The sequence below is a fragment of the Halobacillus sp. 12SKB genome (genome assembly GCF_052941655.1).
In genome coordinates, this window is the sequence record NZ_JBRFWR010000001.1 from 1,005,739 (window position 1) to 1,028,021 (window position 22,283).

Annotated in this window: 23 protein-coding genes and 2 rRNA genes; 1 reads left to right on the forward strand and 24 read right to left on the reverse strand. The window is 45.2% G+C overall.

Features of this window, described 5'->3' with window-relative positions; translation table 11 throughout:
- Positions 1 to 99 precede the first annotated feature (99 nt).
- From spoVG to metG, 11 genes are all read right to left on the reverse strand, one after another.
- Complete coding sequence (gene spoVG, locus ACQ4XT_RS05045) at positions 100 to 399, reverse strand: septation regulator SpoVG (protein ID WP_075038302.1); 300 nt, start codon at positions 397 to 399, stop codon at positions 100 to 102.
- 171 nt (positions 400 to 570) lie between these two features.
- Positions 571 to 1,389 (reverse strand): pur operon repressor, encoded by an 819-nt coding sequence (purR, locus tag ACQ4XT_RS05050; protein ID WP_446852722.1) that lies wholly within the window; start codon positions 1,387 to 1,389, stop codon positions 571 to 573.
- A gap of 53 nt (positions 1,390 to 1,442) precedes the next feature.
- Positions 1,443 to 2,315, reverse strand: coding sequence for a 4-(cytidine 5'-diphospho)-2-C-methyl-D-erythritol kinase (gene ispE, locus ACQ4XT_RS05055; RefSeq protein ID WP_446852723.1), 873 nt, complete (start codon positions 2,313 to 2,315; stop codon positions 1,443 to 1,445).
- Between the two features lie 114 nt (positions 2,316 to 2,429).
- Entirely contained in the window at positions 2,430 to 2,609 is a 180-nt protein-coding gene (locus tag ACQ4XT_RS05060) for a small, acid-soluble spore protein, alpha/beta type (protein ID WP_226594954.1), read from the reverse strand.
- 169 nt (positions 2,610 to 2,778) lie between these two features.
- The gene (gene veg / locus ACQ4XT_RS05065; RefSeq protein WP_035511778.1) at positions 2,779 to 3,039 is read right to left on the reverse strand and encodes a biofilm formation stimulator Veg; all 261 of its coding nucleotides are present in this window, start codon (positions 3,037 to 3,039) and stop codon (positions 2,779 to 2,781) included.
- Between the two features lie 798 nt (positions 3,040 to 3,837).
- Positions 3,838 to 4,722 (reverse strand): sporulation peptidase YabG, encoded by an 885-nt coding sequence (yabG, locus tag ACQ4XT_RS05070; RefSeq protein ID WP_446852724.1) that lies wholly within the window; start codon positions 4,720 to 4,722, stop codon positions 3,838 to 3,840.
- 58 nt (positions 4,723 to 4,780) lie between these two features.
- Positions 4,781 to 5,650 (reverse strand): 16S rRNA (adenine(1518)-N(6)/adenine(1519)-N(6))-dimethyltransferase RsmA, encoded by an 870-nt coding sequence (gene rsmA, locus ACQ4XT_RS05075; protein WP_446852725.1) that lies wholly within the window; start codon positions 5,648 to 5,650, stop codon positions 4,781 to 4,783.
- The gene (gene rnmV / locus ACQ4XT_RS05080; RefSeq protein WP_446852726.1) at positions 5,640 to 6,203 is read right to left on the reverse strand and encodes a ribonuclease M5; all 564 of its coding nucleotides are present in this window, start codon (positions 6,201 to 6,203) and stop codon (positions 5,640 to 5,642) included. Before rnmV ends, rsmA begins: the two co-directional genes overlap by 11 nt.
- A 99-nt stretch (positions 6,204 to 6,302) precedes the next feature.
- Positions 6,303 to 7,562 carry a ubiquitin-like domain-containing protein gene (locus ACQ4XT_RS05085; RefSeq protein WP_446852727.1) on the reverse strand — a complete coding sequence of 420 codons (1,260 nt, stop codon included), beginning with the start codon at positions 7,560 to 7,562 and terminating at the stop codon, positions 6,303 to 6,305.
- A gap of 210 nt (positions 7,563 to 7,772) precedes the next feature.
- On the reverse strand, positions 7,773 to 8,546 hold the full coding sequence (locus ACQ4XT_RS05090) for a TatD family hydrolase (protein ID WP_446852728.1): 774 nt from the start codon (positions 8,544 to 8,546) through the stop codon (positions 7,773 to 7,775).
- An 82-nt stretch (positions 8,547 to 8,628) separates the two neighbouring features.
- Positions 8,629 to 10,584, reverse strand: a complete 1,956-nt coding sequence (gene metG, locus ACQ4XT_RS05095; RefSeq protein WP_446852729.1) for a methionine--tRNA ligase — start codon at positions 10,582 to 10,584, stop codon at positions 8,629 to 8,631.
- A 415-nt stretch (positions 10,585 to 10,999) separates the two neighbouring features.
- Between metG and abrB the strand changes: the two genes are divergently transcribed.
- Positions 11,000 to 11,275 carry a transition state genes transcriptional regulator AbrB gene (gene abrB, locus ACQ4XT_RS05100; protein WP_075038313.1) on the forward strand — a complete coding sequence of 92 codons (276 nt, stop codon included), beginning with the start codon at positions 11,000 to 11,002 and terminating at the stop codon, positions 11,273 to 11,275.
- A gap of 126 nt (positions 11,276 to 11,401) precedes the next feature.
- On the opposite strand, the gene rsmI is transcribed toward abrB, so the two are convergent.
- The 13 genes from rsmI to ACQ4XT_RS05165 all read right to left on the reverse strand — a co-directional run bounded on the left by rsmI (position 11,402) and on the right by ACQ4XT_RS05165 (position 22,248).
- Complete coding sequence (gene rsmI, locus ACQ4XT_RS05105) at positions 11,402 to 12,274, reverse strand: 16S rRNA (cytidine(1402)-2'-O)-methyltransferase (protein WP_446852730.1); 873 nt, start codon at positions 12,272 to 12,274, stop codon at positions 11,402 to 11,404.
- A complete protein-coding gene (locus tag ACQ4XT_RS05110; protein ID WP_446852731.1) occupies positions 12,243 to 12,542 on the reverse strand; it encodes a GIY-YIG nuclease family protein in 300 nt (99 codons plus the stop codon). The genes rsmI and ACQ4XT_RS05110 overlap by 32 nt, the downstream gene beginning before the upstream one ends.
- Positions 12,532 to 13,275: a tRNA1(Val) (adenine(37)-N6)-methyltransferase gene (locus tag ACQ4XT_RS05115; protein ID WP_446852732.1), complete on the reverse strand. Its 744-nt coding sequence runs from the start codon at positions 13,273 to 13,275 to the stop codon at positions 12,532 to 12,534. The genes ACQ4XT_RS05110 and ACQ4XT_RS05115 overlap by 11 nt, the downstream gene beginning before the upstream one ends.
- Positions 13,276 to 13,518: 243 nt before the next feature.
- Positions 13,519 to 13,863, reverse strand: coding sequence for a DNA replication initiation control protein YabA (gene yabA, locus ACQ4XT_RS05120; protein WP_446852733.1), 345 nt, complete (start codon positions 13,861 to 13,863; stop codon positions 13,519 to 13,521).
- A gap of 15 nt (positions 13,864 to 13,878) precedes the next feature.
- Positions 13,879 to 14,706 (reverse strand): PSP1 domain-containing protein, encoded by an 828-nt coding sequence (locus ACQ4XT_RS05125; protein ID WP_089654613.1) that lies wholly within the window; start codon positions 14,704 to 14,706, stop codon positions 13,879 to 13,881.
- 7 nt (positions 14,707 to 14,713) lie between these two features.
- A complete protein-coding gene (holB, locus tag ACQ4XT_RS05130; RefSeq protein ID WP_446852734.1) occupies positions 14,714 to 15,700 on the reverse strand; it encodes a DNA polymerase III subunit delta' in 987 nt (328 codons plus the stop codon).
- Positions 15,701 to 15,713: 13 nt separating this feature from the next.
- Positions 15,714 to 16,154: a YaaR family protein gene (locus ACQ4XT_RS05135; RefSeq protein ID WP_446852735.1), complete on the reverse strand. Its 441-nt coding sequence runs from the start codon at positions 16,152 to 16,154 to the stop codon at positions 15,714 to 15,716.
- Positions 16,155 to 16,172: 18 nt separating this feature from the next.
- Positions 16,173 to 16,502 (reverse strand): cyclic di-AMP receptor DarA, encoded by a 330-nt coding sequence (darA, locus tag ACQ4XT_RS05140; RefSeq protein ID WP_226594979.1) that lies wholly within the window; start codon positions 16,500 to 16,502, stop codon positions 16,173 to 16,175.
- Positions 16,503 to 16,556: 54 nt separating this feature from the next.
- Entirely contained in the window at positions 16,557 to 17,186 is a 630-nt protein-coding gene (gene tmk / locus ACQ4XT_RS05145) for a dTMP kinase (RefSeq protein ID WP_446852736.1), read from the reverse strand.
- 2 nt (positions 17,187 to 17,188) lie between these two features.
- Positions 17,189 to 18,604: an aminotransferase class I/II-fold pyridoxal phosphate-dependent enzyme gene (locus tag ACQ4XT_RS05150; protein WP_446852737.1), complete on the reverse strand. Its 1,416-nt coding sequence runs from the start codon at positions 18,602 to 18,604 to the stop codon at positions 17,189 to 17,191.
- Positions 18,605 to 18,778: 174 nt separating this feature from the next.
- Positions 18,779 to 18,961 (reverse strand): sigma factor G inhibitor Gin, encoded by a 183-nt coding sequence (locus ACQ4XT_RS05155; protein WP_446852738.1) that lies wholly within the window; start codon positions 18,959 to 18,961, stop codon positions 18,779 to 18,781.
- Between the two features lie 167 nt (positions 18,962 to 19,128).
- Positions 19,129 to 19,242: ribosomal RNA gene (gene rrf / locus ACQ4XT_RS05160) — 5S ribosomal RNA — on the reverse strand.
- A 90-nt stretch (positions 19,243 to 19,332) separates the two neighbouring features.
- Positions 19,333 to 22,248: ribosomal RNA gene (locus tag ACQ4XT_RS05165) — 23S ribosomal RNA — on the reverse strand.
- Between the last annotated feature and the right edge of the window lie 35 nt (positions 22,249 to 22,283).

Here is a 22,283-nt window from a genome sequence, read left to right on the forward strand (position 1 = left end):
CAACATTTAGAGGAGGAACACAGACGGAAATCCCATCAAGGTTTGGGACCAAAAAAAGAGTCTAACCTGGTTCGGTTAGACTCTTGTTGTGCGTAAGTATTAGGAAGCGCCGGCTTCTTCGAATTCCACCTCAGCTTCTTCCTCATCACCAGCACGGTGATAAGCTTCAAGTACAGCGTCCTGGATCTTTCCACGAGTACCTGAATTAATCGGGTGTGCAATGTCACGAAACTCCCCATCCGGAGTGCGTTTGCTCGGCATCGCCACGAACAGTCCATTGTTGCCATCAATCACCCGTATGTCATGGACAACAAACTCCTGGTCCAAGGTAATAGAAGCAATTGCTCGCATTCTTCCATCAGTATTCACGCGTCGCAGTCTTACGTCAGTTACTTCCATTAGATTCACCACCTTTTATACAAAAGAACTTATGTAAGACAAATTCCACAAAACGGGAAAAAATCCTGCTAATTTTTCTAAAAAATTTTTATGATTCTGTTTATTTAACTGTGAAACCATGAAGAAAGCCCTCATACAAAAGGATGAGGGCTTTCTTCAATAAATATTTTTTTATATATTTTCTAACAAATTTCCCGGGCGGACTTCGATGGAGGATTTACGTTCATCCGCATTGATGATCTGCACCACCGATAAATAATCATCCACGACACGATCTTCTTCTTCATCTTCCGCTTCAGCAAGCACACCAATTCCTGCTAATTCTGCATCGAATTCCATTAATAAGTTCCGCATACCATTGATAGTTCCACCAGCTTTCATGAAATCATCAATAATGCAGACCCTTGATCCTTGAGGGAGAGATCTCTTTGTTAGAACCATCGTTTGAATCTTCCGCGTCGAACCGGAAACATAATTAATGCTCACCGTAGACCCTTCAGAAATTTTCGGATCTCTCCTGGCAATCACTACGGGAACGTTCAAGTAGGAAGCGACGGCGTAGGCGAGAGGAATACCTTTCGTTGCTACCGTCATGACCACATCGATGTCTTTATCACGAAAAGCAGAAGCGAACAGTTTGCCGATGTTACGCGTCGTTTCCGGATCTCCAAGAAGGTCACTCATAAATAAATAGCCACCTGGCAGGAGTCGCGCGGGATCCTCTAATTTCTCACATAACTCTTCAACGAAACGATGGCTTTCTTCTTTTGAGAAAGCAGGGATATATTTCACTCCCCCTGCCGCTCCAGAAATCGTCTCTAAATAACCGATTCCCTCGTGTTGAAACATTTTGTTTATGATTCCTAAATCTTCACTAATGGATGATTTCGCCGCATCATACTTTTCCGAGAAAAAAGGAAGAGAAATAAGCTCTCGTGGTCGATCGAGAATATAATGAGTCATAGCGACAAGTCTTTCGCTTCTTTTCATACAAAGACACCTCTAAATCCGAATGTTTTCATTAAATATAACAAATTCGTACGTTATTTATCAAGTGGTTCACTGTAACCAAGCATACGAACCATGAAAACCTCCGTACAAAAACCCTTTAAACTGTTATAAATTCTTTGGGCTCGAGCATCGTGTTCCACGAGGGAGAAGACAGTCGGTCCACTTCCGCTCATAAGAACCGCATCAGCCCCTGCCTGTTTCATCTGCTCTTTGATTTGACCGACTTCCTCATGCATCTGAAGCGTCACACCTTCAAGTGTATTGCCGACATTCTTACAAATGCCGCCATAGTTTCCTTCATTCAAAGCTTTTACCATGGCTTCTGTATTCGGATGGTGAGCAGCACTCAAATCAAGGTTCTTATAGACGGACTGGGTCGATACACCAAGCGTTGGTTTAGAAAGGACCACCCAACACGGCGGAGGAGCAGGCAGGTGCTGGATCTTTTCTCCTCGACCGGTTGCAAGCGCCGTTCCTCCATAAACGCAAAAGGACACATCTGAACCAATTTCAGATCCTAATTCAGCTAATTCATCCATGCTCAAACCCAGTCCCCACATCCGGTTCACACCTCGGAGGACAGCGGCCGCATCACTGCTGCCACCTGCAAGCCCAGCAGCTACAGGAATATTCTTTTCAATAAAGATCTTTACTCCTTGAGTCACACGGAATCGATCTTTCAACAATTTAGCCGCCCGATAGGCCAGGTTTCGCTCATCGTTCGGGACAAAACGGCTTTCCGATTCCACTTTGATTTCATCGTCAGAGAGGAGAGTCAATTCAATGCGATCCGCAAGATCTACAGTTGTCATGACCATCTCTACTTCATGAAATCCGTCCGAGCGTTTATGTAAAACATCAAGAGACAAATTAATTTTCGCAGGAGCTTTTTCAAGTATTTGCATGCAAGCACCTCTTCTTCCATATGATTCTGAAAGCATTGTACCATATTTAACGGGTCGGTGAGAGGCACTGAAAAGGAAAAAGCCCCCGGAGCATCAAGCGCCAGGGGGAAAAGCTTACTGTTGGTTGTTCACCATTTGTTCTTCTGCCATTTGAATTGCTCGTTTTACCATATTGCCGGCATCCCGCCCAGAAATGCCGCCCCATCCGTCTTTTTCTACCTTGTCGTAAAACCCAAGTTCTCTCGCGATTTCCTCTTTCAACGAATCGGACATCATGCTGCGCTTACGTCCCATCGTCTTCAGCTCCTTTCGCTTTCACTAAAGCTACGACAAGGTTAGTATGTGCGAAACATGGAACGGACAAGCAAGGGAGTTGTATGTAAGGATGGTAATGATTCCTTCTTTATCTTAATGAATGATATTTTGTTTTGCAGACAAAATAAAAAAGCAGCAAACGGTGGGTTCACTGCTCAAGTGCCATAGTCTGTAGGTCGTCGAAGTTCAATTCGACTGTCTCTGTAAGTACATCTGCATAGCTGTATGATACACGTTCAAAAGCATTTTCTTCTTGATCCAACTCTACAATGAAAACGGCAGGATATGTTTCTGCCAGTACACCGGATCGCTCGATTGTTTTACGACGTCCGCCGTTTGCTTTCAAAGTTAGGCGTTTACCAATTTGCCCTTCAAGGGATTGCTTGATTTCTACTAACGTTTTAGCCACTGCACTCCACCTCACTGTAAAATAGTTTATCACAGACCTAGGACAAAGTCAAATAAAATTATTAATTATACCAACTGCGCATTCACATTGCAACAGAATGATATAAATAATCGGTCCTGGTTAGCTTATCCATTTAGAGGAAAAGTATGTAAACTTTTTTCTTTCACTCAAATTCCCTACATAACCTTCTCCCACTAAAGCTCCCTTTTCTTGAAGACTCAGTTTCGATATTTTTGTTGAGTGGATGGGGGCTGCGGGGAATCACTCGCTTTCCGCGGGAGCGCGGTGAGCCTCCTCGGACTGCGTCCTGTGGGGTCTCACCCTGCACTTTTTTCCCGCAGGAGTCTCGCCATTCCCCTCCGCCCCTTTGCTATATATGGGTCTCGAAACCACTTCCCGAATAATCAGCTATTCTGTGTAATGGGAGTATAAGGATACTCCCAAGCCGAGGTAATTGAACCCTGAAAGCTTGATACAGAGCGTTTTATGCCTATAACAATCGGGATAGCGGGAGACCTTGCAACTTGGTATAGGGGTTCGTTATCCCCTTCATCAAATGGGGTGGTTGGGAAGCTGCGAGACTCCCGTGGGAGAAAGGAGATCGGCGAGATCCCGCAGGACGAAGTCCGAGGAAGCTCGCCACTCCCCCACAGGAAAGCGAGTAGCTTCCCAGCCACCCCTGGCGCACAATCCAGGTAACGAACCCTGGAAAGTCTCGAAACTGAGTCTTACACAATCCTGCCAGTTAGTTGAACAATGAATATGAAAAAGCCGTCATGGGTAGATGACGGCTTTGTTTTATGGTTCTTCAGTTTCTTCGTTTTGGTTTTCGGTGTAAGGCATGCCGATGCGGAGCAATCCTTTGGTTTCAATTCCACCAAGGCCATCTTCTCCACTTATGGTATTGCGAATGACTTCCCATATGTTGATATGGTCCATGAACGATGTGTATGCTACACGTGCAGCAACGTAGACCGGATCGATGGCATGAATGTTTACTCTGGCTGGGGAACTCGCGAAGTTCGCCCCTGCCCTGATGATGGATTCAAAATGAGATTGGCAGGCACCTGCAAAAACGACCATTTGATCAAAATTCGGATATTTTCTCCGTATATTCCTGACAGCTTCTACAAAGTATTTGGAGTGACGATAAGACTCTAACTCCCTGACGGTTCCTTTCGCTTTTGAGTAAGAGTCATGTCCCGTCAAAACGACAATTTCCGGGTGTACTTTTTCTATTAGAGACAGGACTTGGTTCGGCATTTCTTTCTCGTGAAGGTATTGTCCATGAACTTGCAATCCAAGTTGTTCATACAAAGCAATGCACTTTTTCAAGAACAATGGATCTCCATCTATATGAAGAATACGGGGTGGTATTTGAAAGTAATTGGTTTCTTTCTTATCTGCATACCCGCTTCCCGCTTCTGCTTCCCTTTTTTCTTTGAGGAGCCTGTAATCCTGACGAAACAAACGGTAGGAATAGGCTTCTTTCTCATCCACTTCACTTTTTCTACGGTGATACTCAGCTCCGGTTACTTTCTCAAGATCATCGAGAGGGGCGTCGGCCTCGAGTCGTACATGTTCGCCCATCAATTTTAAGAGCGGTCCCTTCTCTGTCTTCACTCGAAAAATGATGTCGTGCTGATAGGATTTCCGTGTTACAAGGTCTCCACTTGATATCATCACTTCCCCACCTCACTCTATACACTACTGTAGTGTATGTGTGAACATGGGCTTTGTGCTACTTATATAAAACGTTGGCTAGAGCGGCGAATTCCTGCATCGATAAAGATTCCCCACGTCGAGATGGTTCAATGTCGACCTTTTCCAGACGGTTTCTGAGCTCTTCCTTATCCATTTCTCCTTTGAAATGACGGGCTAAGTTGTTCATTAACGTTTTTCTACGCTGACCGAATGTTGCTTTGACGACATCAAAAAAGAATTCTTCATCCTCAACCTCAACAGGTGGTTTCTCCCTCATTTCCAGATGCAAAACCGAAGAATCGACATTTGGCTGGGGCATAAAGACGGTCTTAGGTACATTCAAGACGACACTTGCTTCTGTATAATACTGGACGGCTATGGAAAGAGAACCGTAACTTTTCGTATTCGGTTCAGCAGCCATACGATCCGCCACTTCTTTCTGGATCATAACCGTGATGCTGTCGATCGGCAATCGATCCATCAGAAGTTTCATCAGAATAGGTGTCGTAATATAATAAGGAAGGTTAGCTACGACACGGACCGGTTGACCTGGTTTGAAATGCTCAGCGATCACACGGGCGACATCCGCTTTAAGAATATCCTGATTGATGACTTCAACATTGTCATAGGAACCAAGGGTTTCTTCCAAAATCGGAAGGAGACGCTGATCGATCTCGAAGGCAACGACACGGTCGGCATGTTGAGCCAACTGTTCTGTCAGAGCCCCAATTCCTGGTCCAATTTCTATCGCACTTGCTGAACGGTCAATTCCAGCCTCTGCAATGATATTTTTTAAGATGTTTACATCAATTAAGAAGTTTTGGCCCAAGCTTTTCTTGAATGAGAACCCGTAGGTCTGCAAAATTTCTTTCGTTCTTGTCGGTGTGGCTACTGCTTTACTGTTCATCTCTTTCCTCCTGTATGATCTGATCCATCGCTTCATTTAGCTGGTGGGATGTAATGTGGAACATATTCAATCGTTTTAGCAATTGTTTTCCGTTCGTCTTGCCAATTTTGAGGGCGATCCCCAATTTTTCACGACGCTTAGAGGCTTTTGGCCCTCCGATAAGGCCGTAGTTGACGAGATCACTTTTCACAATTTCGCCTTCCTGGATATCCATCATTTCATAAACCGCAGACAGTGCTTCCTGAATATCGGCAATCGAGGCATGTTCGATACCGATTCCTTTATCATGTTTGGCGCGCGCACGATGTTTTGGTAAAAAGGCATGCTTGCATGCAGGAACATGCTGACTTACGATATGTCTGATCCGTTCTCCAGGGTAATCAGGATCTGTAAAAATGATGACTCCTCTTTTTTCCTGGGCATGTTTGATTTGCTCGAGAACACGCTCATCAATCGCAGATCCATTCGTTTCAATGGTATCTGCATCCACGGCTGATTTAATTCGGGCGGTATCATCTTTCCCTTCCACGACAATCACTTCTTTAATTTTCACGTACCTTCCTCCTGTTGCGTTCCCTTCATCATCTTTCCATAGCATACCACGACTCTATACACGGAAAAAAGCAGAGGAACGATTCCTCTGCTATCTCCATTAATCCAATATTTTAACTTTTACATTGCGAGACCCAAACTTAAGAGCTTCGCTCCTGGAAGAAACGAATAAATCGATTCGGTTTCCGTTGATGGCTCCACCTGTGTCTCCGGCAATGGCATACCCATACCCTTCTACCCAGACACGACTTCCAAGTGGGATGACGTTCGGGTCAACCGCTACGACTTTTTTGTTAGGATTCGCTTTCAAGTTGATGCCTGTAGCCGTAATGCCGGAACATCCTGCACAGTTGGCCGTGTAGGCGGTGGCATGCATATATAAGGTCTTCGCTCCACTTGTATCGTTTCGCGATACCGTTGTAGAAGCTTGACTGGAAGAAGAACGGGAAGAACTTGACGAGCTGGAAGAACTTGAAGCAGCAACTGTTGCTTTCTTCTCTACTTTCGTGCCAAGAGCAACTACTTTTGTCTTACTCTCTTGTTCCACTTTTTCTTTGACCAGTTCACGGCTTGCTTCCTCACCGTTTTTTAAGATCACTTCGTATTCCTTCGTAATCAAACCTTTTTCACCACTGGAAACGACTTTCTTTTCCCCTTTCGGAAGAGAGTTGTCTTTCTGTGTTTCCACCGTGAAGTCAACTTCCTCTTCCACAATATCCGTCACTTTTTCAACTCTTGTAATCATGACCTTCTTATCAGAGGAAAGCTCTTCTTCTTCATTGAGATTCAATTCATCCAGTTCGTTCAGGGTGATTCCCTCTTCTTGAAGCAATTCGTCAACCGTGGAGGCGGTCGTCCAGACTTTTTCGGATTCCCCACCATCATTGACGGTCACTTGGAAGGCCTGCTGGACTTCAATATCCATGTCTTCTTCAATGAGAGCATCAGGATCATGGGATAATTCATCCCGTTCTTTGAACTCAAGACCCTCCTGCTCAAAGAATTCCTCCACTGTCGAGGCTGTTGTAAAGTATTCTTCTGTATGGTTACGATCGATGGCTAGATTGATAGACTTAGATGCTATGTACGTGACATCCATTCCATATTCAACCGGATCGGATAAGTTATGTGATAATTCATCATGTTGTTGGACAGTGACATCGAGCTCTGATAATAATTCATCGATTGTATCAGCATGAGTGCGTATCAGTTCTTTCTGTCCGTTTTGTGTCACTTGTACTGAAGCTTTAGTTGCTTCATACGAAACGGTTACTAAAAAGGCGATGCATAGGACGGCAATCACAGTTGCCCATACCATCACGTGACTAATGGCTGATTTTAACAGTTTTCCTATTTTCATCCTTTGGCCTCCTTTCTAAAGCACGCGTTTTATTGTAGTCAAGTGACAAACTCATGTCAAATGGATCCTCTTTACACAAAAATAGAGGAGCCAGCATGACCTTCACTGACTCCTCTATTATGCTATTTTACCTAGACGATTAACATAACAAACATGTTACAGTTCCCATACAATTGGGTGAATCTTGTAATAAACCCTCCAAGGTCCCCTTTATTGCGACTGGATTCCAAAGAATTCGAGGGCATTCGAGGTTGTTGTTTTGCTGACCTCTTCATAGGAAATCCCCTTCAACTCGGCGATTTGTTCCGCAACAAGCTTCACATAGGCAGGTTCGTTTCGTTTCCCGCGGTTCGGATGCGGAGCAAGAAACGGGCAGTCCGTTTCCACCAGCAAATGCTCAAGGTCCACTGCTTTGGCCACTTCTTTCGGTAATTTTGCATTTTTAAAAGTGACAGGACCACCTAAGGAAATCATAAAATTCATATCGATGCATTCCATCGCCGTCTCGACCGGCCCGCTGTAACAGTGCATGATTCCTCCAACTTCCGCTGCATTCTCTTCCTTAAGAATTTCAACGATATCATCGGTTGCCTCACGGTTGTGGATGATGATTGGCATCTTCACTTTCTTTGCCAGATGGATCTGTTTGCGGAACACTTCCTTTTGGACGTCCTTTGGTGATTTATCCCAATGATAATCGAGTCCCATTTCCCCAATCGCGACGACTTTAGGGTGCTTAGATAATTCCTCGATCCACTGAAGGTCCTCGTCTGTCATATCGATAGCATCAACCGGATGCCAGCCCACAGCGGCATAAATGTTTTCATACCGTTCGGCAATTTTCATCGCTTTCGGAATGGTTTTCCTATCGAATCCTACAACTGTCATATACTGGACACCAGCTTCTTGAGCTCTTTCAATCGTTTCTTCTAAGTCCTCTTCGAATTGATCTGCATTCAAGTGAACGTGAGTATCAAACAACATTCATTTTCCCACCCTTATCCTAATAATCGTTATGCAAAAAAAGGGAAAGCACTATGGAGAGCTTTCCCTTTTTGTTCATGTGTTATTTCACTTTCGTACCATTCTCCAACGTCTGGTCAACGGATGCTAAAGATAAGCCGTTGTCATCTTCACCGGCAAGAATCATCCCTTCAGACAATTCTCCACGGAGTTTGACCGGCTTCAAGTTGGCTACGCAAATGACTTTTCTACCAACAAGGTCTTCCGGAGTGTAGTGTTCGGCAATGCCAGAAACGACTTGGCGCTGCTCATACCCGAGATCCAGTTGGATTTTCAGCAGTTTATCTGCTTTTTTCACCTTATCGACTTTCACGACTTCGGCGACACGGAAATCAAGCTTCATGAAATCATCGATCGTTACTTCTTCTGCTTGATCCGTTTTCTCTTCTTTCTTCTCTTCTTTTTGAGGAGCAGATTTCTTCATCATGTCTTTAATGATTTGAGTCTCCTCATCCGCATCGAGACGCGGGAAGATCGGCTGGTCTTTTTGTACCTTCGTCCCAGCTGGAAGAATTCCAAATTCGCTTAGGCTTTCCCATGCTTTATGCTCATCTGCTGTTACACCGAGCTGCTGGAAGATACGCTCAGGGGTCTGTGTCAAGAACGGCTGAAGCATAACGGCGATCTGACGTAGAGATTCAACCAGGTGTGCCATGACATTACCAAGGCGTTCTTTTTGGTTTTCATCTTTAGCCAGAACCCAAGGCTGTGTTTCATCAATATATTTATTCGTACGGCTGACGAATTTCCAAAGATCTGCAAGTGCTACAGAAAACTCCATGTTCTCCAGGGAATCTTCAACAGAGATTCTCGTCTGTTGGGCAAGTTTTTCAAGACTTTGATCAAATTCATCTTCTCCTAGTTTCAGAGCTGGAATTTCACCATCGAAATATTTACTGACCATCGCCACTGTACGGTTCAACAGGTTTCCGAGGTCATTCGCAAGGTCATAGTTCGTACGCTCTACGAACGCTTCTGGTGTAAAGACCCCATCAGAACCGAATGGTACTTCACGAAGCAAGTAGTAACGAAGAGCATCGAGACCATAACGATCGCTCAGCTGAACCGGGTCCACGACGTTCCCCTTGGATTTGGACATTTTTCCATCTTTCATTAAGATCCAGCCATGGGCAAATACCTGCTTCGGCAAAGGAAGATCAAGAGCCATAAGCATGATTGGCCAGTAAATAGTATGGAATCGTACAATTTCCTTCCCTACAAGCTGAACATCTGCCGGCCAGTATTTTTGGTATTTGGAATCATCATCACTTTCGTAGCCAAGCGCTGTAATATAGTTACTCAACGCATCAATCCATACGTAAATAACGTGTTTCTCATTTCCTGGTACTCCAATTCCCCAATCGAATGTCGTCCGGGAAACAGCCAAGTCTTCAAGGCCTGGTTTGATGAAGTTGTTGATCATTTCATTCTTACGGCTTTCCGGCTGAATGAATGTCGGGTTCTTTTCATAGAACTCAAGCAATTGATCCACATAGTTGCTCATCTTGAAGAAGTAGGATTCCTCTTTTACTTTTTCAACTTCACCGCCACAATCCGGGCAGCGGCCGTCTTCAAGCTGACGTTCTGTGAAAAAGGATTCACACGGAGTACAGTACCAACCTTCATACTCATCCAAGTAAATGTCGCCTTTTTTCATTAAGTAATCAAAAATTTTCTCTACCACTACTTTGTGGCGATCCTGTGTTGTACGAATGAAGTCATCATAGGAAATATCGAGTTTATCCCATAATTGTTTAATTCCACTCACAATATCATCCACGTAAGCTTGTGGGGAGACTCCTTTTTCCTCTGCCTTCCGCTGGATCTTCTGTCCATGCTCATCCGTTCCAGTCAGATACATCACATCGTAACCACGCAGGCGTTTGTAGCGGGCCATTGCATCACCAGCTACGGTCGTGTAAGCATGTCCAATATGCAAATTACCACTAGGGTAATAAATAGGTGTCGTTATATAAAACGTCTTGTTTTCCTCAGGCATCCTGTTCCCTCCTCAAAATCTTCATACCATAAGTCATAAAAGGTCATGGTATCATTCTATCGATTTATCTTCTTTATTTCCATTCCTAACATTAAAATATACCGAATTTTACGTAAAACTGTCAAAAGAACCAAACATTATAATTTCACATCTGTAAATACTTTGGTAAAATAAAATGTATATAGATAGGTTGGATAAACCAACCAGATATGGGATGAAAGGGATGGGTTGAGATGGAAAGAGGCCTGGATGAAACGCTTCACTCACCCATTTTCAATACCTGTACCAGTATGTGGAGTTGGAAATTCTTATCCCTTTTTAAGTAATTGACACGTCTGGGAATGGTTGGTACTATATTGTCGAGACATATGTCGAAACATGACAGCAAAACTTTTGATTGAGGGGAGACAGAAATATGAAATCTACAGGTATCGTACGTAAAGTCGACGAGCTCGGTCGCGTGGTTATTCCGATCGAACTCCGCCGCACATTAGGCATTAACGAAAAGGACGCGTTGGAGATTTATGTGGACGATGATCGCATCGTTCTAAAAAAATATAAACCCAACATGACTTGCCATGTCACAGGGGAAGTTTCAGATGAAAATATGAAACTGGCAAACGGCAACCTAGTCCTAAGCAAGGAAGGCGCGCAAATGCTGCTTTCAGAACTACAAGACAACCTAAAATAAATAAGATTTAGAGATAAATAGATAAGAGACGATTTACTGGTTACAGAGAGAAAAAAAGACATATGTTAAAGCAACCCCTTACTGTTCACAGGCCTGACAGTAAGGGGTTTTTTCGTGTTTCTTGTATTATTCTTCTACGTGATAGGCCTGGTACACTTCCCGTTTCGGGAGCTTCCGGTCTAAAGCCGTCTGTTTTATCGCTTCTTTATTCCTCATTCCGTCGTTATCAATATAGTGCTGGACGTGATCGACGACAGATAAGCGGGTCCACCACTGGCTGTCCTCCGATTCTACTTCGTCGGCTCCTTCAATCACTACACAAAATTCCCCACGGACTTGTTCAGAATGGGCCCAGTCGACGAGTTCACCCAAATCCCCACGGACATATTCTTCATACCGTTTTGTTAATTCCCGGACCAGTGAGGCTTTTCGATTTCCAAGCACGTCATGGACATGGGTCAACATCTCTTTCAATCGGTGTGGAGATTCATAAAAAACCAGGGTAACTTGAACGGATTGAAGTTGCTGTAAAACGGCGGCGCGATCTTTCTTTTTCCTAGGAAGAAATCCATGAAAGTAGAACCCTTCCGTAGAAAGACCTGACCCCGCGAGCGCAGGCAATGCGGCATTCGCACCTGGCAGAACAACCACTGGCACATCTGCGTCCACCGCTCTTTGGACAAGATCTGTTCCAGGGTCTGATATTCCTGGCATGCCGGCATCACTCACGATGGCAATGTTCTTTCCATCCCGAAGTCTTTCAAGCAACTCCGGTCCTTTCGTATGTTTATTATGTTCATGGTAACTGACAAGTGTCGTAGAGATTTCAAAGTGATTGAGCAATTTTCTAGAGTTTCTCGTATCCTCGGCACCAATCAGGTCCACTTCTTTTAAAGTGTTGACGGCACGGAAGGTCATATCTTCCAAGTTCCCGATGGGAGTGGGGACGATATAAAGCGTTCCTTGTTCATGATCCATGAAACTTTTTTGTACGTTCATCCACGCTCACCCCTTCCTGTCTTTGTTTAATCCAATTTTCTTTCTCTTTCCTTGTCAATTGTTTCAGCCGGTATTCTTGTTGTAAGGCTTCTGACTTCGTTTCATACACTTCATAAGCTTCCAGTACGAGCGGCCCTCTACCTCTTGTATACTTGGCTCCTTTGCCGCTCTGATGCTTATCTAATCTAGCTTCAAGATTGTTGGTGTAACCGGTATAAAGAGACCCATCTTTACACTTGAGCATATAAACAAAATGACTATTCTCCATAAAGAATTTCCCTTAGTTCTTGAGTATATTCGTCATCTTTCGTAAGAGCGTAAAGCGGTGGTAAAATTTTCAGCCCTGGCTTTCCATCTCTGACTCCTTCCACCAGTAGAATGTTCGCCTCTTTTCCTTCTTTTGGATATACGAGCTGCATCCGCTTCGGTTCCAACTTGTACTTCTTGAATAACTGAATGATTTCTACCATACGATCTGGGCGATGGACCATAGATACTTTGCCCCCGGACTTGGCCAGCCTGCTGCAGGACTCTACCACGTCTTCTAAACTACAGTGGATTTCGTGCCTTGCGATCGCCAAATGCTCATTTAAGTTCTGTTCATCCGCTTTGGGAGTAGGAAAATAAGGAGGGTTGCATGTGACAAGATCGAACTTGTCATTTCCATAATGACCAGGCATGTCCTTCAAATCCCCATGAATCATATCAAGTTGATCTCCGAGATCATTCAGCTCGATATTGCGGAGGGCCATGTCATAAAGCCGCTCCTGAATTTCCACTCCGGTAATCGGAACATTGGAGCGCGTGGAAAGAAAAAGAGGGACAACTCCGTTCCCTGTACATAAATCCAGGATTTTCCCGCGCGTCTTTGGTACATAAGTAAAGTCAGCGAGTAATACCGCATCCAATGAAAAAGCGAAGACGCTCGGACTTTGTATAATCCGCATGTTTTCTTTCGCTAATAAAAAATCAATTCGTTCATCTCCATATAATTGAACCATTTCCGCTTTCCTTTCTTTACTAGAATTTCCTATAACAGCTTCCTTTTATGGAACGGTTTCGTTGCTTTTTTCAGAGTCGAATGGGTTCTGGGAAACGACTCTTATCTGGACACAACAACACGGAATCAAGTATTCCATAATCCTGATAGATCACCTTTCGATTACATAACAATAACCTCAAACCCATCCATGATATAAAGAGAGCCCTTCCTCGAACGAGCAAGGAAAGGCTTGGACCTGGAATTATTTCTTTTTGTTCAAGAAAGATAAGCAAAACAGACAATCTTCATCTCTCGGGCTGCCAAAATGAAGATTACAAATATGAAAGCCTTCTTCGTATAGCCGTGCGAGGTTATCATAGCCTTCCCCGACGACTGCACCCTTGTCCTGTTTGGACCCTGAGGAAGACTGTTCTTTTTGATTCTCTTTCTCTAATCGTTGTCGCAAGTGATGATTTTCAAGCGATAAATGCTGGTTTTCTTCTAAGAGATAAGCCAGCTGTTTTTTTAAATCGCCGAGCTGTTCATAAAGCTCACCGATTTGACTTTCAAAATGGGATACTTGTTCAAATATGGCTTTCTTCTTCACGCTCGACTCCACCCTTTATTCTGAGGCTTCGGTTTGAAGAACTCCTTCATCGATCAGCTCTTGCAGAGAGTATTCAAGGACACGCTCTTTGTCTCGGAATTCAATCTGGACCATACGCTCCAGCATATTAAGCCCGACGACTTTTCCTTTACCGAAGGATGTCGCAATGCTTTCACCGAGGTCAGGAAGCTCTTTCTTCGCATTTTCGTAATCATCATTCTCATACTTGAGACAACACATCAAGCGGCCGCAAAGGCCGGAAATTTTCGCTGGGTTCAAGGATAAGTTCTGGTCCTTGGCCATTTTTATAGATACAGGTTCGAAATCACCTAAGAACGTTGAGCAACAAAGCATCCGTCCACATGGACCGATCCCCCCGAGCATTTTCGCTTCATCCCTGACACCGATTTGGCGCAGTTCGATCCTCGTCTTAAAGACAGACGCAAGATCTTTGACTAATGTACGGAAGTCCACACGGCCATCAGCCGTAAAGTAGAAGATGACTTTATTACGATCAAACGTGTATTCAACATCCACTAGATTCATGTCCAATTTATGTTCACGGATTTTCTTCTCGCAAACCCGGTAAGCTTCTGCGGCGTTGTCCTTGTTTTCATCCACCGTCACTTTATCTTTATCATCTGCCATACGGATGACTTTTTTAAGAGGTAAAACAACGTCTTCTTCATCTATGGATTTATTAGCAATGACAACTTTTCCGAATTCGATCCCGCGTACGGTTTCGACGATGACATAATCATCCGTCGTCATCCGCAGTCCCCCCGGATCGAAATAATATACCTTACCCGCCTGCTTAAATCGGACACCTACAACTTCGATCATTCGATCATCACCTCTGTAGTTGAAGGGTAAGTTGTTCCATCACTAAATTAGGATGGACATTTTGATTTATCTTTCGTTTCGCCTCAAGGATATCCGTTAAGCTCCGCGCTGCTGACTGACGTGACCAACGCATCGCTGCCTGGTTTAATCTTTCTCTCTCTGTCGTAAAAATAATCGATTCTTCCCGGTCCAAAAGTTGGTTAATGACATCTTGAAACCAGAGCATCAATACATCCAGACCACGCTGTAGCTGCGGTCGCTCTTTAAAATGAGGCATCCACTGATGGTTGATAAACAAAAGTCCTTCATTTGGTTTATTTTGAAGCACTTCAATTAATTGTATCACTAGTTTTCGCACATTCGCAAACCACTCATCTTCATTCATCTCGAGGGCTTCTGTCAAGTTATTCGTTAACGATGACAAAAGTATCGCATTCGATTCAGAGACGCCTTCTTCCACCAATTTTTCCTGAATACGCAAGGGATTCAAAGGTTGAAAGGCGAGCAATTGACAGCGGGACCTGATGGTATCGAGAATAGTCGAACCGCTCTCTGTCAGCAGCATAGCTGTCGTCTGCTGGCTTGGTTCCTCTAGAAATTTCAATAAACGGTTCGAAGCATTGACCGTCATTTTTTCTGCATCGACGATGATGTACACTTTTCGGTTTGACTCTAAACCTGTATAAGTGAATTCTTTTTGCAAATGAAGAATCTGTTCTTTTTTTATGGATTGTCCCTCTGGCTCAATCCAGTGCAAATCAGGATGGTTCCCTGAATCGATTCTGTGGCAGTCCCTGCAGCTTTGACAAGGTTCCGCCCCTTCTCTATTTTTGCAAAAGATGCTTTTCGCAAAAAGGATGCTCATCTCCCGCTTACCCGTTCCCCGGTTTCCTTGAAATAAATAAGCATGTGAAATGCGGTCCTTTTTGAAACTGTTCATCAGCATCTGGGCAGCTAGAGGCTGGATGTCTTTCATTTGTGTCCAAGTCTGCATACTACTTCCGTCCTTACGTATATAAATTAATGAGCAACCCTTTGATTTCACCGATCAGTCCAAGCAGATCAACCGTCCGCTTTTCTTGATCCATGACTGCCTCTGTCAATTCAGACAGCTTCTCATCGACAGATTCTACAATCGTTAACTTACGGGTCTGTCCATGTGCATTCCAACTATAAGAATGCTTCAAGTTCATCCCATATTGAACGGATTCTTTCATGAAATCTTGGATGAGACGCTTATATTTAGCCAAATCACGGAAGGACCGGGCCCTTGCCACCCGCTCCCCCTGTGCTGTTATACTATTCATCAGCCGATTCAATTGAGCTTCTTGAAGCTGCCGCGATTGGGACTGGACCATCGCATCAAAACTAGGCCTCCCGTTCGTCTGATGAGAGGATTGTTTTTTTGCCGCATCCATCTGTGTCCGTATCTCTTGATTGATCTTCATACTTGTACCCCTTCTAAGTTAAAACTGAAAAAAGGAATCGACCGGCAAAATAAATACTGTGGCTCCCCCTACCTCCACCTTTACTGGTTTTGGAATGTAAGAGTCCGCATTTCCACCCATCGGTGAAATCGGAGCAACCATTTGTTCCCGCTGGCTGCAATTATCTTTAATAATATCTAAAGCATCATCGACTTCATCATCACCACAACCGATCATGAACGTGGTATTTCCCTCTCGTAAGAATCCACCTGTCGTTGATAGTTTGGTCGTTTTAAAATCATTTTCTGCTAAGGCATCCGTCAAACGATTGCTATCTTTATCCTGAACGACCGCAATGATCATCTTCATGCAATCATACCCTCCTGTTGGGTGTTTTCTCCTATTATAACAAATGGCTGGAAATTATGATGGCAGGTAATCGTTCAAAACGTGATACGCATCTTTTTTAACAGATTCGAACTCCTGATCCGCATCAATGACTTTGATACGATCCTTATCTTGTACAGCCAGTCGTTGGTAGGCATCATAGACTTTTTCATGAAAATCGATGTGTTCAAGGTCAAGACGGTTTTTCTCTCTTCCCTGGTTTGCAGCGATCCTCTCCAACCCTCTTTCAGGCTTGATATCAAATAACAAGGTTAAATCCGGCATATGGTCATCGATCGCGAATTCATTGATTTTAAAGACTTCATCCAGGCCAAGTTCCCTGGCCACTCCCTGATAGGCAAGACTAGAATCCACAAACCGGTCGCAAAGGACGATTTTCCCTTCATTTAATGCCGGGATAACTTTTTCCACGAGGTGCTGCCTGCGTGCAGCCGCATAAAGCAGAGCTTCTGTACGTCCGTCCATTTCTGTGTGAGAAGGGTCAAGGATCACTTCCCGTATCTTTTCCGCGATACGGATCCCACCAGGTTCTCTCGTTTCGAGTACGGAATACCCTTGCTCTCTCAATTCTTTTCCAATCTCACGCAGGATAGAGGATTTACCAGCCCCATCGCCACCTTCGAATGTTACAAACAATCCTTTCACATCTATTCTCCTTTAAAAACAAGAACACCTTGTTCCATACCTGTATTTTGAAAGCGTGCACCCTGACTCACCAAAGCGTGCACCTGAGCTATGTGCTGCTCATCCAAACGCTCTCCTTTCATGACTAAAGGAATGCCTGGTGGGTAAGGGATGATGGCTTCTGCTGCCACACATCCTGCAGCTTCTTGCCAACCCACCCTCACCACATCCATACTTTGCATGAACGAATAGCTGTATTCCAGCTTCTGAACCACTGGAAATTGGATTTGATTCTCTATTATTGTAGCACGGTTTGTTCGCTTTTTTAATTGGGAATCCAAGGTCTTGAGTCGTTCTTCCAATAGCATCAAATCTACACTCGGGGCGAGCCCAAACACGAGTAAAACTTGATGGGTTGTTGCAAGTTCCGGGACAATTCCCACGGTATCCAAGGCATCCGCCAAGTCAAAGCCCGTTCCGTTTCGAACCTGCAACGTAAGCTTCAACGGATCATCTGTAGCATTTACTTCCCAATAGTCATACGAATTGAACAAGGACTTCACTTCTTCTAAGTAATCAAACAAGACCTCCTTATCAGAAGACTTCCATGAAGCTAAATAGGCCCTTGCCACGTCTAAACTCGCCATAAGTGGATAGGAAGGACTGCTCGACTGGAGCATTTGCAAATAATGGCGAACCCGGGTCAGATCCATTCTTTCTCCTTGCACATGAAGGAACGAAGCCATGGTCATCGCTGGAGCCATCTTATGGGCAGACTGGGCCACACCATCTGCGCCTGCCATCAAGGCAGCCTTAGGGAAAGGGGCTCCGAGTTGAAAATGAACCCCATGAGCCTCATCAACCAGTAAGGGGATATGATAGCTATGAACAACTTCAGCAATCCCCCCCAAATCATACGTCCTTCCGTAGTAATCCGGATATGTCAAAAACACGGCTTTACTTTCAGGGTGGTCCTTCAAGGCCTGCTCGACATCCTCTGGGGAAACGTGACTATGTCGTCCTGTTTCTCTTTCATACCTTGGAGAAATAAATACAGGGGATGCACCCGAAAGTTCAAGAGCATTCAGTACAGACTTATGACAGTTTCTCTGCACAATGATCTCTTCCCCAGGTTGACAAACAGATAAGATCATAGCCATGTTACCGACCGTTGTACCATTGACTAAGAAAAAGGTGTGATCACTATTAAAAAAATCACTCGCCATTTGTTGAGCTTGTTGAATCACACCTTCGGGAGCATGCAGATCATCCAGACCTCCTACCTCCGTAGCATCCAACTGTAAGATTGATTGAAACTTTTCATACGCCTGCTTCTCAAACACTTTTCCATACTTGTGGCCAGGGACATGAAAAGATAAAGGATTTCGTTCTATATTCCGTTTAAGCGCTTCGTACAGCGGCATATATGTAGAGTCCATATAAATCACCTTCTTCCATGTTCAAGCTTACATAAACAGCCACAGACAAGCAATACACACATCGCCCTAGAACAAAGGCTCAGAATGGACGTTACCTTTCCAGCCAATAAAAAATCCACCCTGCATACAAGGATGGATGTGTATTCTTCTTCATAGCTGCTACGCTCATTTATATTAAGACGGAATCATAGAACGATGGGCTTTAGCCATACGTTTAACAAAGTAATCATATTTCGGGTCATCAGCAGGTGTGTCGATCATCTCTTCCTCACAATCTTCACAAATAAAAACTCGTAATAGATAAATTCCCTTTTCTGTTTCTCTATCGCAAATACTGCAATGATCTTTACGGCTCACTCGTTCTCCTCCTCTCTTAAATCATGAAGCCTTTACACTTAGTATCTCCGAATCTATCAACCTTATACATAAAATTTAAAGAAAGTAGTTTTCAAATAGAAGAGGTGAAAAGAGTTTTAATATAAAACAAAAAATCTTCAGGAATATGTCCTGAAGATTTCAAAATGACGTGGCGGCGTCCTACTCTCACGGGGGTAAACCCGACTACCATCGGCGCTGAAGAGCTTAACTGCTGTGTTCGGCATGGGAACAGGTGTGACCTCTTCGCCTTCACCACCACATCAATATAAAGTTTGAGGTGAACCCTCAAAACTGGATAAGGAAACATCTTGTTTGAAAAGCAATTGTCATTCACGAATGATTATAATCAGATAGATAAGTCATCGATCCATTAGTATCCGTCAGCTCCACGTGTCACCACGCTTCCACCTCGGACCTATCAACCTCATCGTCTCTGAGGGATCTTATTACCTTATAGGTAAGGGAAATCTCATCTCAAGGGGGGCTTCATGCTTAGATGCTTTCAGCACTTATCCCGACCACACGTAGCTACCCAGCGATGCTCCTGGCGGAACAACTGGTACACCAGCGGTGTGTCCATCCCGGTCCTCTCGTACTAAGGACAGCTCCTTTCAAATTTCCAACGCCCACGACGGATAGGGACCGAACTGTCTCACGACGTTCTGAACCCAGCTCGCGTACCGCTTTAATGGGCGAACAGCCCAACCCTTGGGACCGACTACAGCCCCAGGATGCGATGAGCCGACATCGAGGTGCCAAACCTCCCCGTCGATGTGGACTCTTGGGGGAGATAAGCCTGTTATCCCCGGGGTAGCTTTTATCCGTTGAGCGACGGCCCTTCCATGCGGAACCGCCGGATCACTAAGCCCGACTTTCGTCCCTGCTCGACTTGTAGGTCTCGCAGTCAAGCTCCCTTGTGCCTTTACACTCTGCGAATGATTTCCAACCATTCTGAGGGAACCTTTGGGCGCCTCCGTTACCTTTTGGGAGGCGACCGCCCCAGTCAAACTGCCCACCTGACACTGTCTCCGGACCGGATCACGGTCCTGGGTTAGAATGTCCGTACAGCCAGGGTAGTATCCCACCAGCGCCTCCACCGAAGCTAGCGCTCCGGCTTCCAAGGCTCCTACCTATCCTGTACAAGCTGTACCAACATTCAATATCAGGCTACAGTAAAGCTCCACGGGGTCTTTCCGTCCTGTCGCGGGTAATGTGCATCTTCACACATATTATAATTTCACCGGGTCTCTCGTTGAGACAGTGCCCAAGTCGTTGCACCTTTCGTGCGGGTCGGAACTTACCCGACAAGGAATTTCGCTACCTTAGGACCGTTATAGTTACGGCCGCCGTTTACTGGGGCTTCGGTTCAACGCTTCGCATAAGCTAACGCATCCCCTTAACCTTCCAGCACCGGGCAGGTGTCAGCCCCTATACTTCGCCTTACGGCTTCGCAGAGACCTGTGTTTTTGGTAAACAGTCGCTTGGGCCTTTTCACTGCGGCTCCTCGGCAGAGGAGCACCCCTTCTCCCGAAGTTACGGGGTCATTTTGCCGAGTTCCTTAACGAGAGTTCTCCCGCTCACCTTAGGATCCTCTCCTCGCCTACCTGTGTCGGTTTGCGGTACGGGCACCTCTTTCCTCACTAGAGGATTTTCTTGGCAGTGTGAACTCAGGAGCTTCGGTACTTTATTTCCCTCCCCATCACAGCTTGACGTTGCCGGACGGATTTGCCTATCCGACCGTCTCACTGCTTGGACGCGCACATCCAGTGGCGCGCTCTCCTTATCCTCCTGCGTCCCCCCGTCGTTCAAACGGAAAGGAGGTGGTACAGGAATATCAACCTGTTGTCCATCGCCTACGCCTTTCGGCCTCGGCTTAGGTCCCGACTAACCCTGAGAGGACGAGCCTTCCTCAGGAAACCTTAGGCATTCGGTGAAAGAGATTCTCACTCTTTTTTCGCTACTCATACCGGCATTCTCACTTCTAAGCGCTCCACCAGTCCTTACGGTCTGACTTCACGGCCCTTAGAACGCTCTCCTACCACTGATCATAAGATCAATCCGCAGCTTCGGTGGTGTGTTTAGCCCCGGTAAATTTTCGGCGCAGAGTCACTCGACCAGTGAGCTATTACGCACTCTTTGAATGATGGCTGCTTCTAAGCCAACATCCTGGTTGTCTAAGCAACTCCACATCCTTTTCCACTTAACACACACTTTGGGACCTTAGCTGGCGGTCTGGGCTGTTTCCCTCTCGACCATGAACCTTATCACCCACGGTCTGACTCCCAGAACAAAGTCTATGGCATTCGGAGTTTGACTGAATTCGGTAACCCGATAGGGGCCCCTCGTCCAATCAGTGCTCTACCTCCATGACTTTCTATTCTGAGGCTAGCCCTAAAGCTATTTCGGAGAGAACCAGCTATCTCCGTGTTCGATTGGCATTTCACCCCTACCCACACCTCATCCCCGCAATTTTCAACTTGCGTGGGTTCGGGCCTCCAGTCAGTGTTACCTGACCTTCACCCTGGACATGGGTAGATCACACGGTTTCGGGTCTACGACCGCATACTCACTCGCCCTATTCAGACTCGCTTTCGCTGCGGCTCCGCTTCTGCTGCTTAACCTCGCATACGGTCGTAACTCGCCGGTTCATTCTACAAAAGGCACGCCGTCACCCATTAACGGGCTCCGACTACTTGTAGGCACACGGTTTCAGGTTCTCTTTCACTCCCCTTCCGGGGTGCTTTTCACCTTTCCCTCACGGTACTGGTTCACTATCGGTCACTAGGGAGTATTTAGCCTTGGGAGATGGTCCTCCCGGATTCCGACGGAATTCCTCGTGTTCCGCCGTACTCAGGATCCACTCCGGAGAGAGAAAGATTTCGACTACAGGGCTGTTACCTGCTCTGGCTGACCTTTCCAGATCGATTCGCCTATCTTCCTCTTTGGTAACTCCAATGGAGTGTCCTACAACCCCAGAAAGCAAGCTTTCTGGTTTGGGCTGATTCCGTTTCGCTCGCCGCTACTTGGGAAATCGCGTTTGCTTTCTCTTCCTCCGGGTACTTAGATGTTTCAGTTCCCCGGGTGTGCCTGCCTATACCTATGTATTCAGTATAGGATACTGTTCCATTACGAACAGTGGGTTTCCCCATTCGGAAATCTCCGGGTCAAAGCCTACTTACGGCTCGCCGGAGCATATCGGTGTTAGTCCCGTCCTTCATCGGCTCCTAGTACCAAGGCATCCACCGTGCGCCCTTATTCACTTAACTATCTTCGTGAAAAGACGTTTACAATTTCAATTAGA

Bases quoted from the DNA above. Each gene is read 5' to 3' on its own strand.
- spoVG (WP_075038302.1), bottom strand. From the start codon at position 399: ATGGAAGTAACTGACGTAAGACTGCGACGCGTGAATACTGATGGAAGA.
- purR (WP_446852722.1), bottom strand. From the start codon at position 1,389: ATGAAAAGAAGCGAAAGACTTGTCGCTATGACTCATTATATTCTCGAT.
- ispE (WP_446852723.1), bottom strand. From the start codon at position 2,315: ATGCAAATACTTGAAAAAGCTCCTGCGAAAATTAATTTGTCTCTTGAT.
- ACQ4XT_RS05060 (WP_226594954.1), bottom strand. From the start codon at position 2,609: ATGGGACGTAAGCGCAGCATGATGTCCGATTCGTTGAAAGAGGAAATC.
- yabG (WP_446852724.1), bottom strand. From the start codon at position 4,722: ATGATATCAAGTGGAGACCTTGTAACACGGAAATCCTATCAGCACGAC.
- rsmA (WP_446852725.1), bottom strand. From the start codon at position 5,650: ATGAACAGTAAAGCAGTAGCCACACCGACAAGAACGAAAGAAATTTTG.
- ACQ4XT_RS05085 (WP_446852727.1), bottom strand. From the start codon at position 7,562: ATGAAAATAGGAAAACTGTTAAAATCAGCCATTAGTCACGTGATGGTA.
- ACQ4XT_RS05090 (WP_446852728.1), bottom strand. From the start codon at position 8,546: ATGTTGTTTGATACTCACGTTCACTTGAATGCAGATCAATTCGAAGAG.
- metG (WP_446852729.1), bottom strand. From the start codon at position 10,584: ATGCCTGAGGAAAACAAGACGTTTTATATAACGACACCTATTTATTAC.
- abrB (WP_075038313.1), top strand. From the start codon at position 11,000: ATGAAATCTACAGGTATCGTACGTAAAGTCGACGAGCTCGGTCGCGTG.
- rsmI (WP_446852730.1), bottom strand. From the start codon at position 12,274: ATGAACGTACAAAAAAGTTTCATGGATCATGAACAAGGAACGCTTTAT.
- ACQ4XT_RS05110 (WP_446852731.1), bottom strand. From the start codon at position 12,542: ATGGAGAATAGTCATTTTGTTTATATGCTCAAGTGTAAAGATGGGTCT.
- ACQ4XT_RS05115 (WP_446852732.1), bottom strand. From the start codon at position 13,275: ATGGTTCAATTATATGGAGATGAACGAATTGATTTTTTATTAGCGAAA.
- ACQ4XT_RS05125 (WP_089654613.1), bottom strand. From the start codon at position 14,706: ATGATCGAAGTTGTAGGTGTCCGATTTAAGCAGGCGGGTAAGGTATAT.
- holB (WP_446852734.1), bottom strand. From the start codon at position 15,700: ATGCAGACTTGGACACAAATGAAAGACATCCAGCCTCTAGCTGCCCAG.
- ACQ4XT_RS05135 (WP_446852735.1), bottom strand. From the start codon at position 16,154: ATGAAGATCAATCAAGAGATACGGACACAGATGGATGCGGCAAAAAAA.
- darA (WP_226594979.1), bottom strand. From the start codon at position 16,502: ATGAAGATGATCATTGCGGTCGTTCAGGATAAAGATAGCAATCGTTTG.
- ACQ4XT_RS05150 (WP_446852737.1), bottom strand. From the start codon at position 18,604: ATGGACTCTACATATATGCCGCTGTACGAAGCGCTTAAACGGAATATA.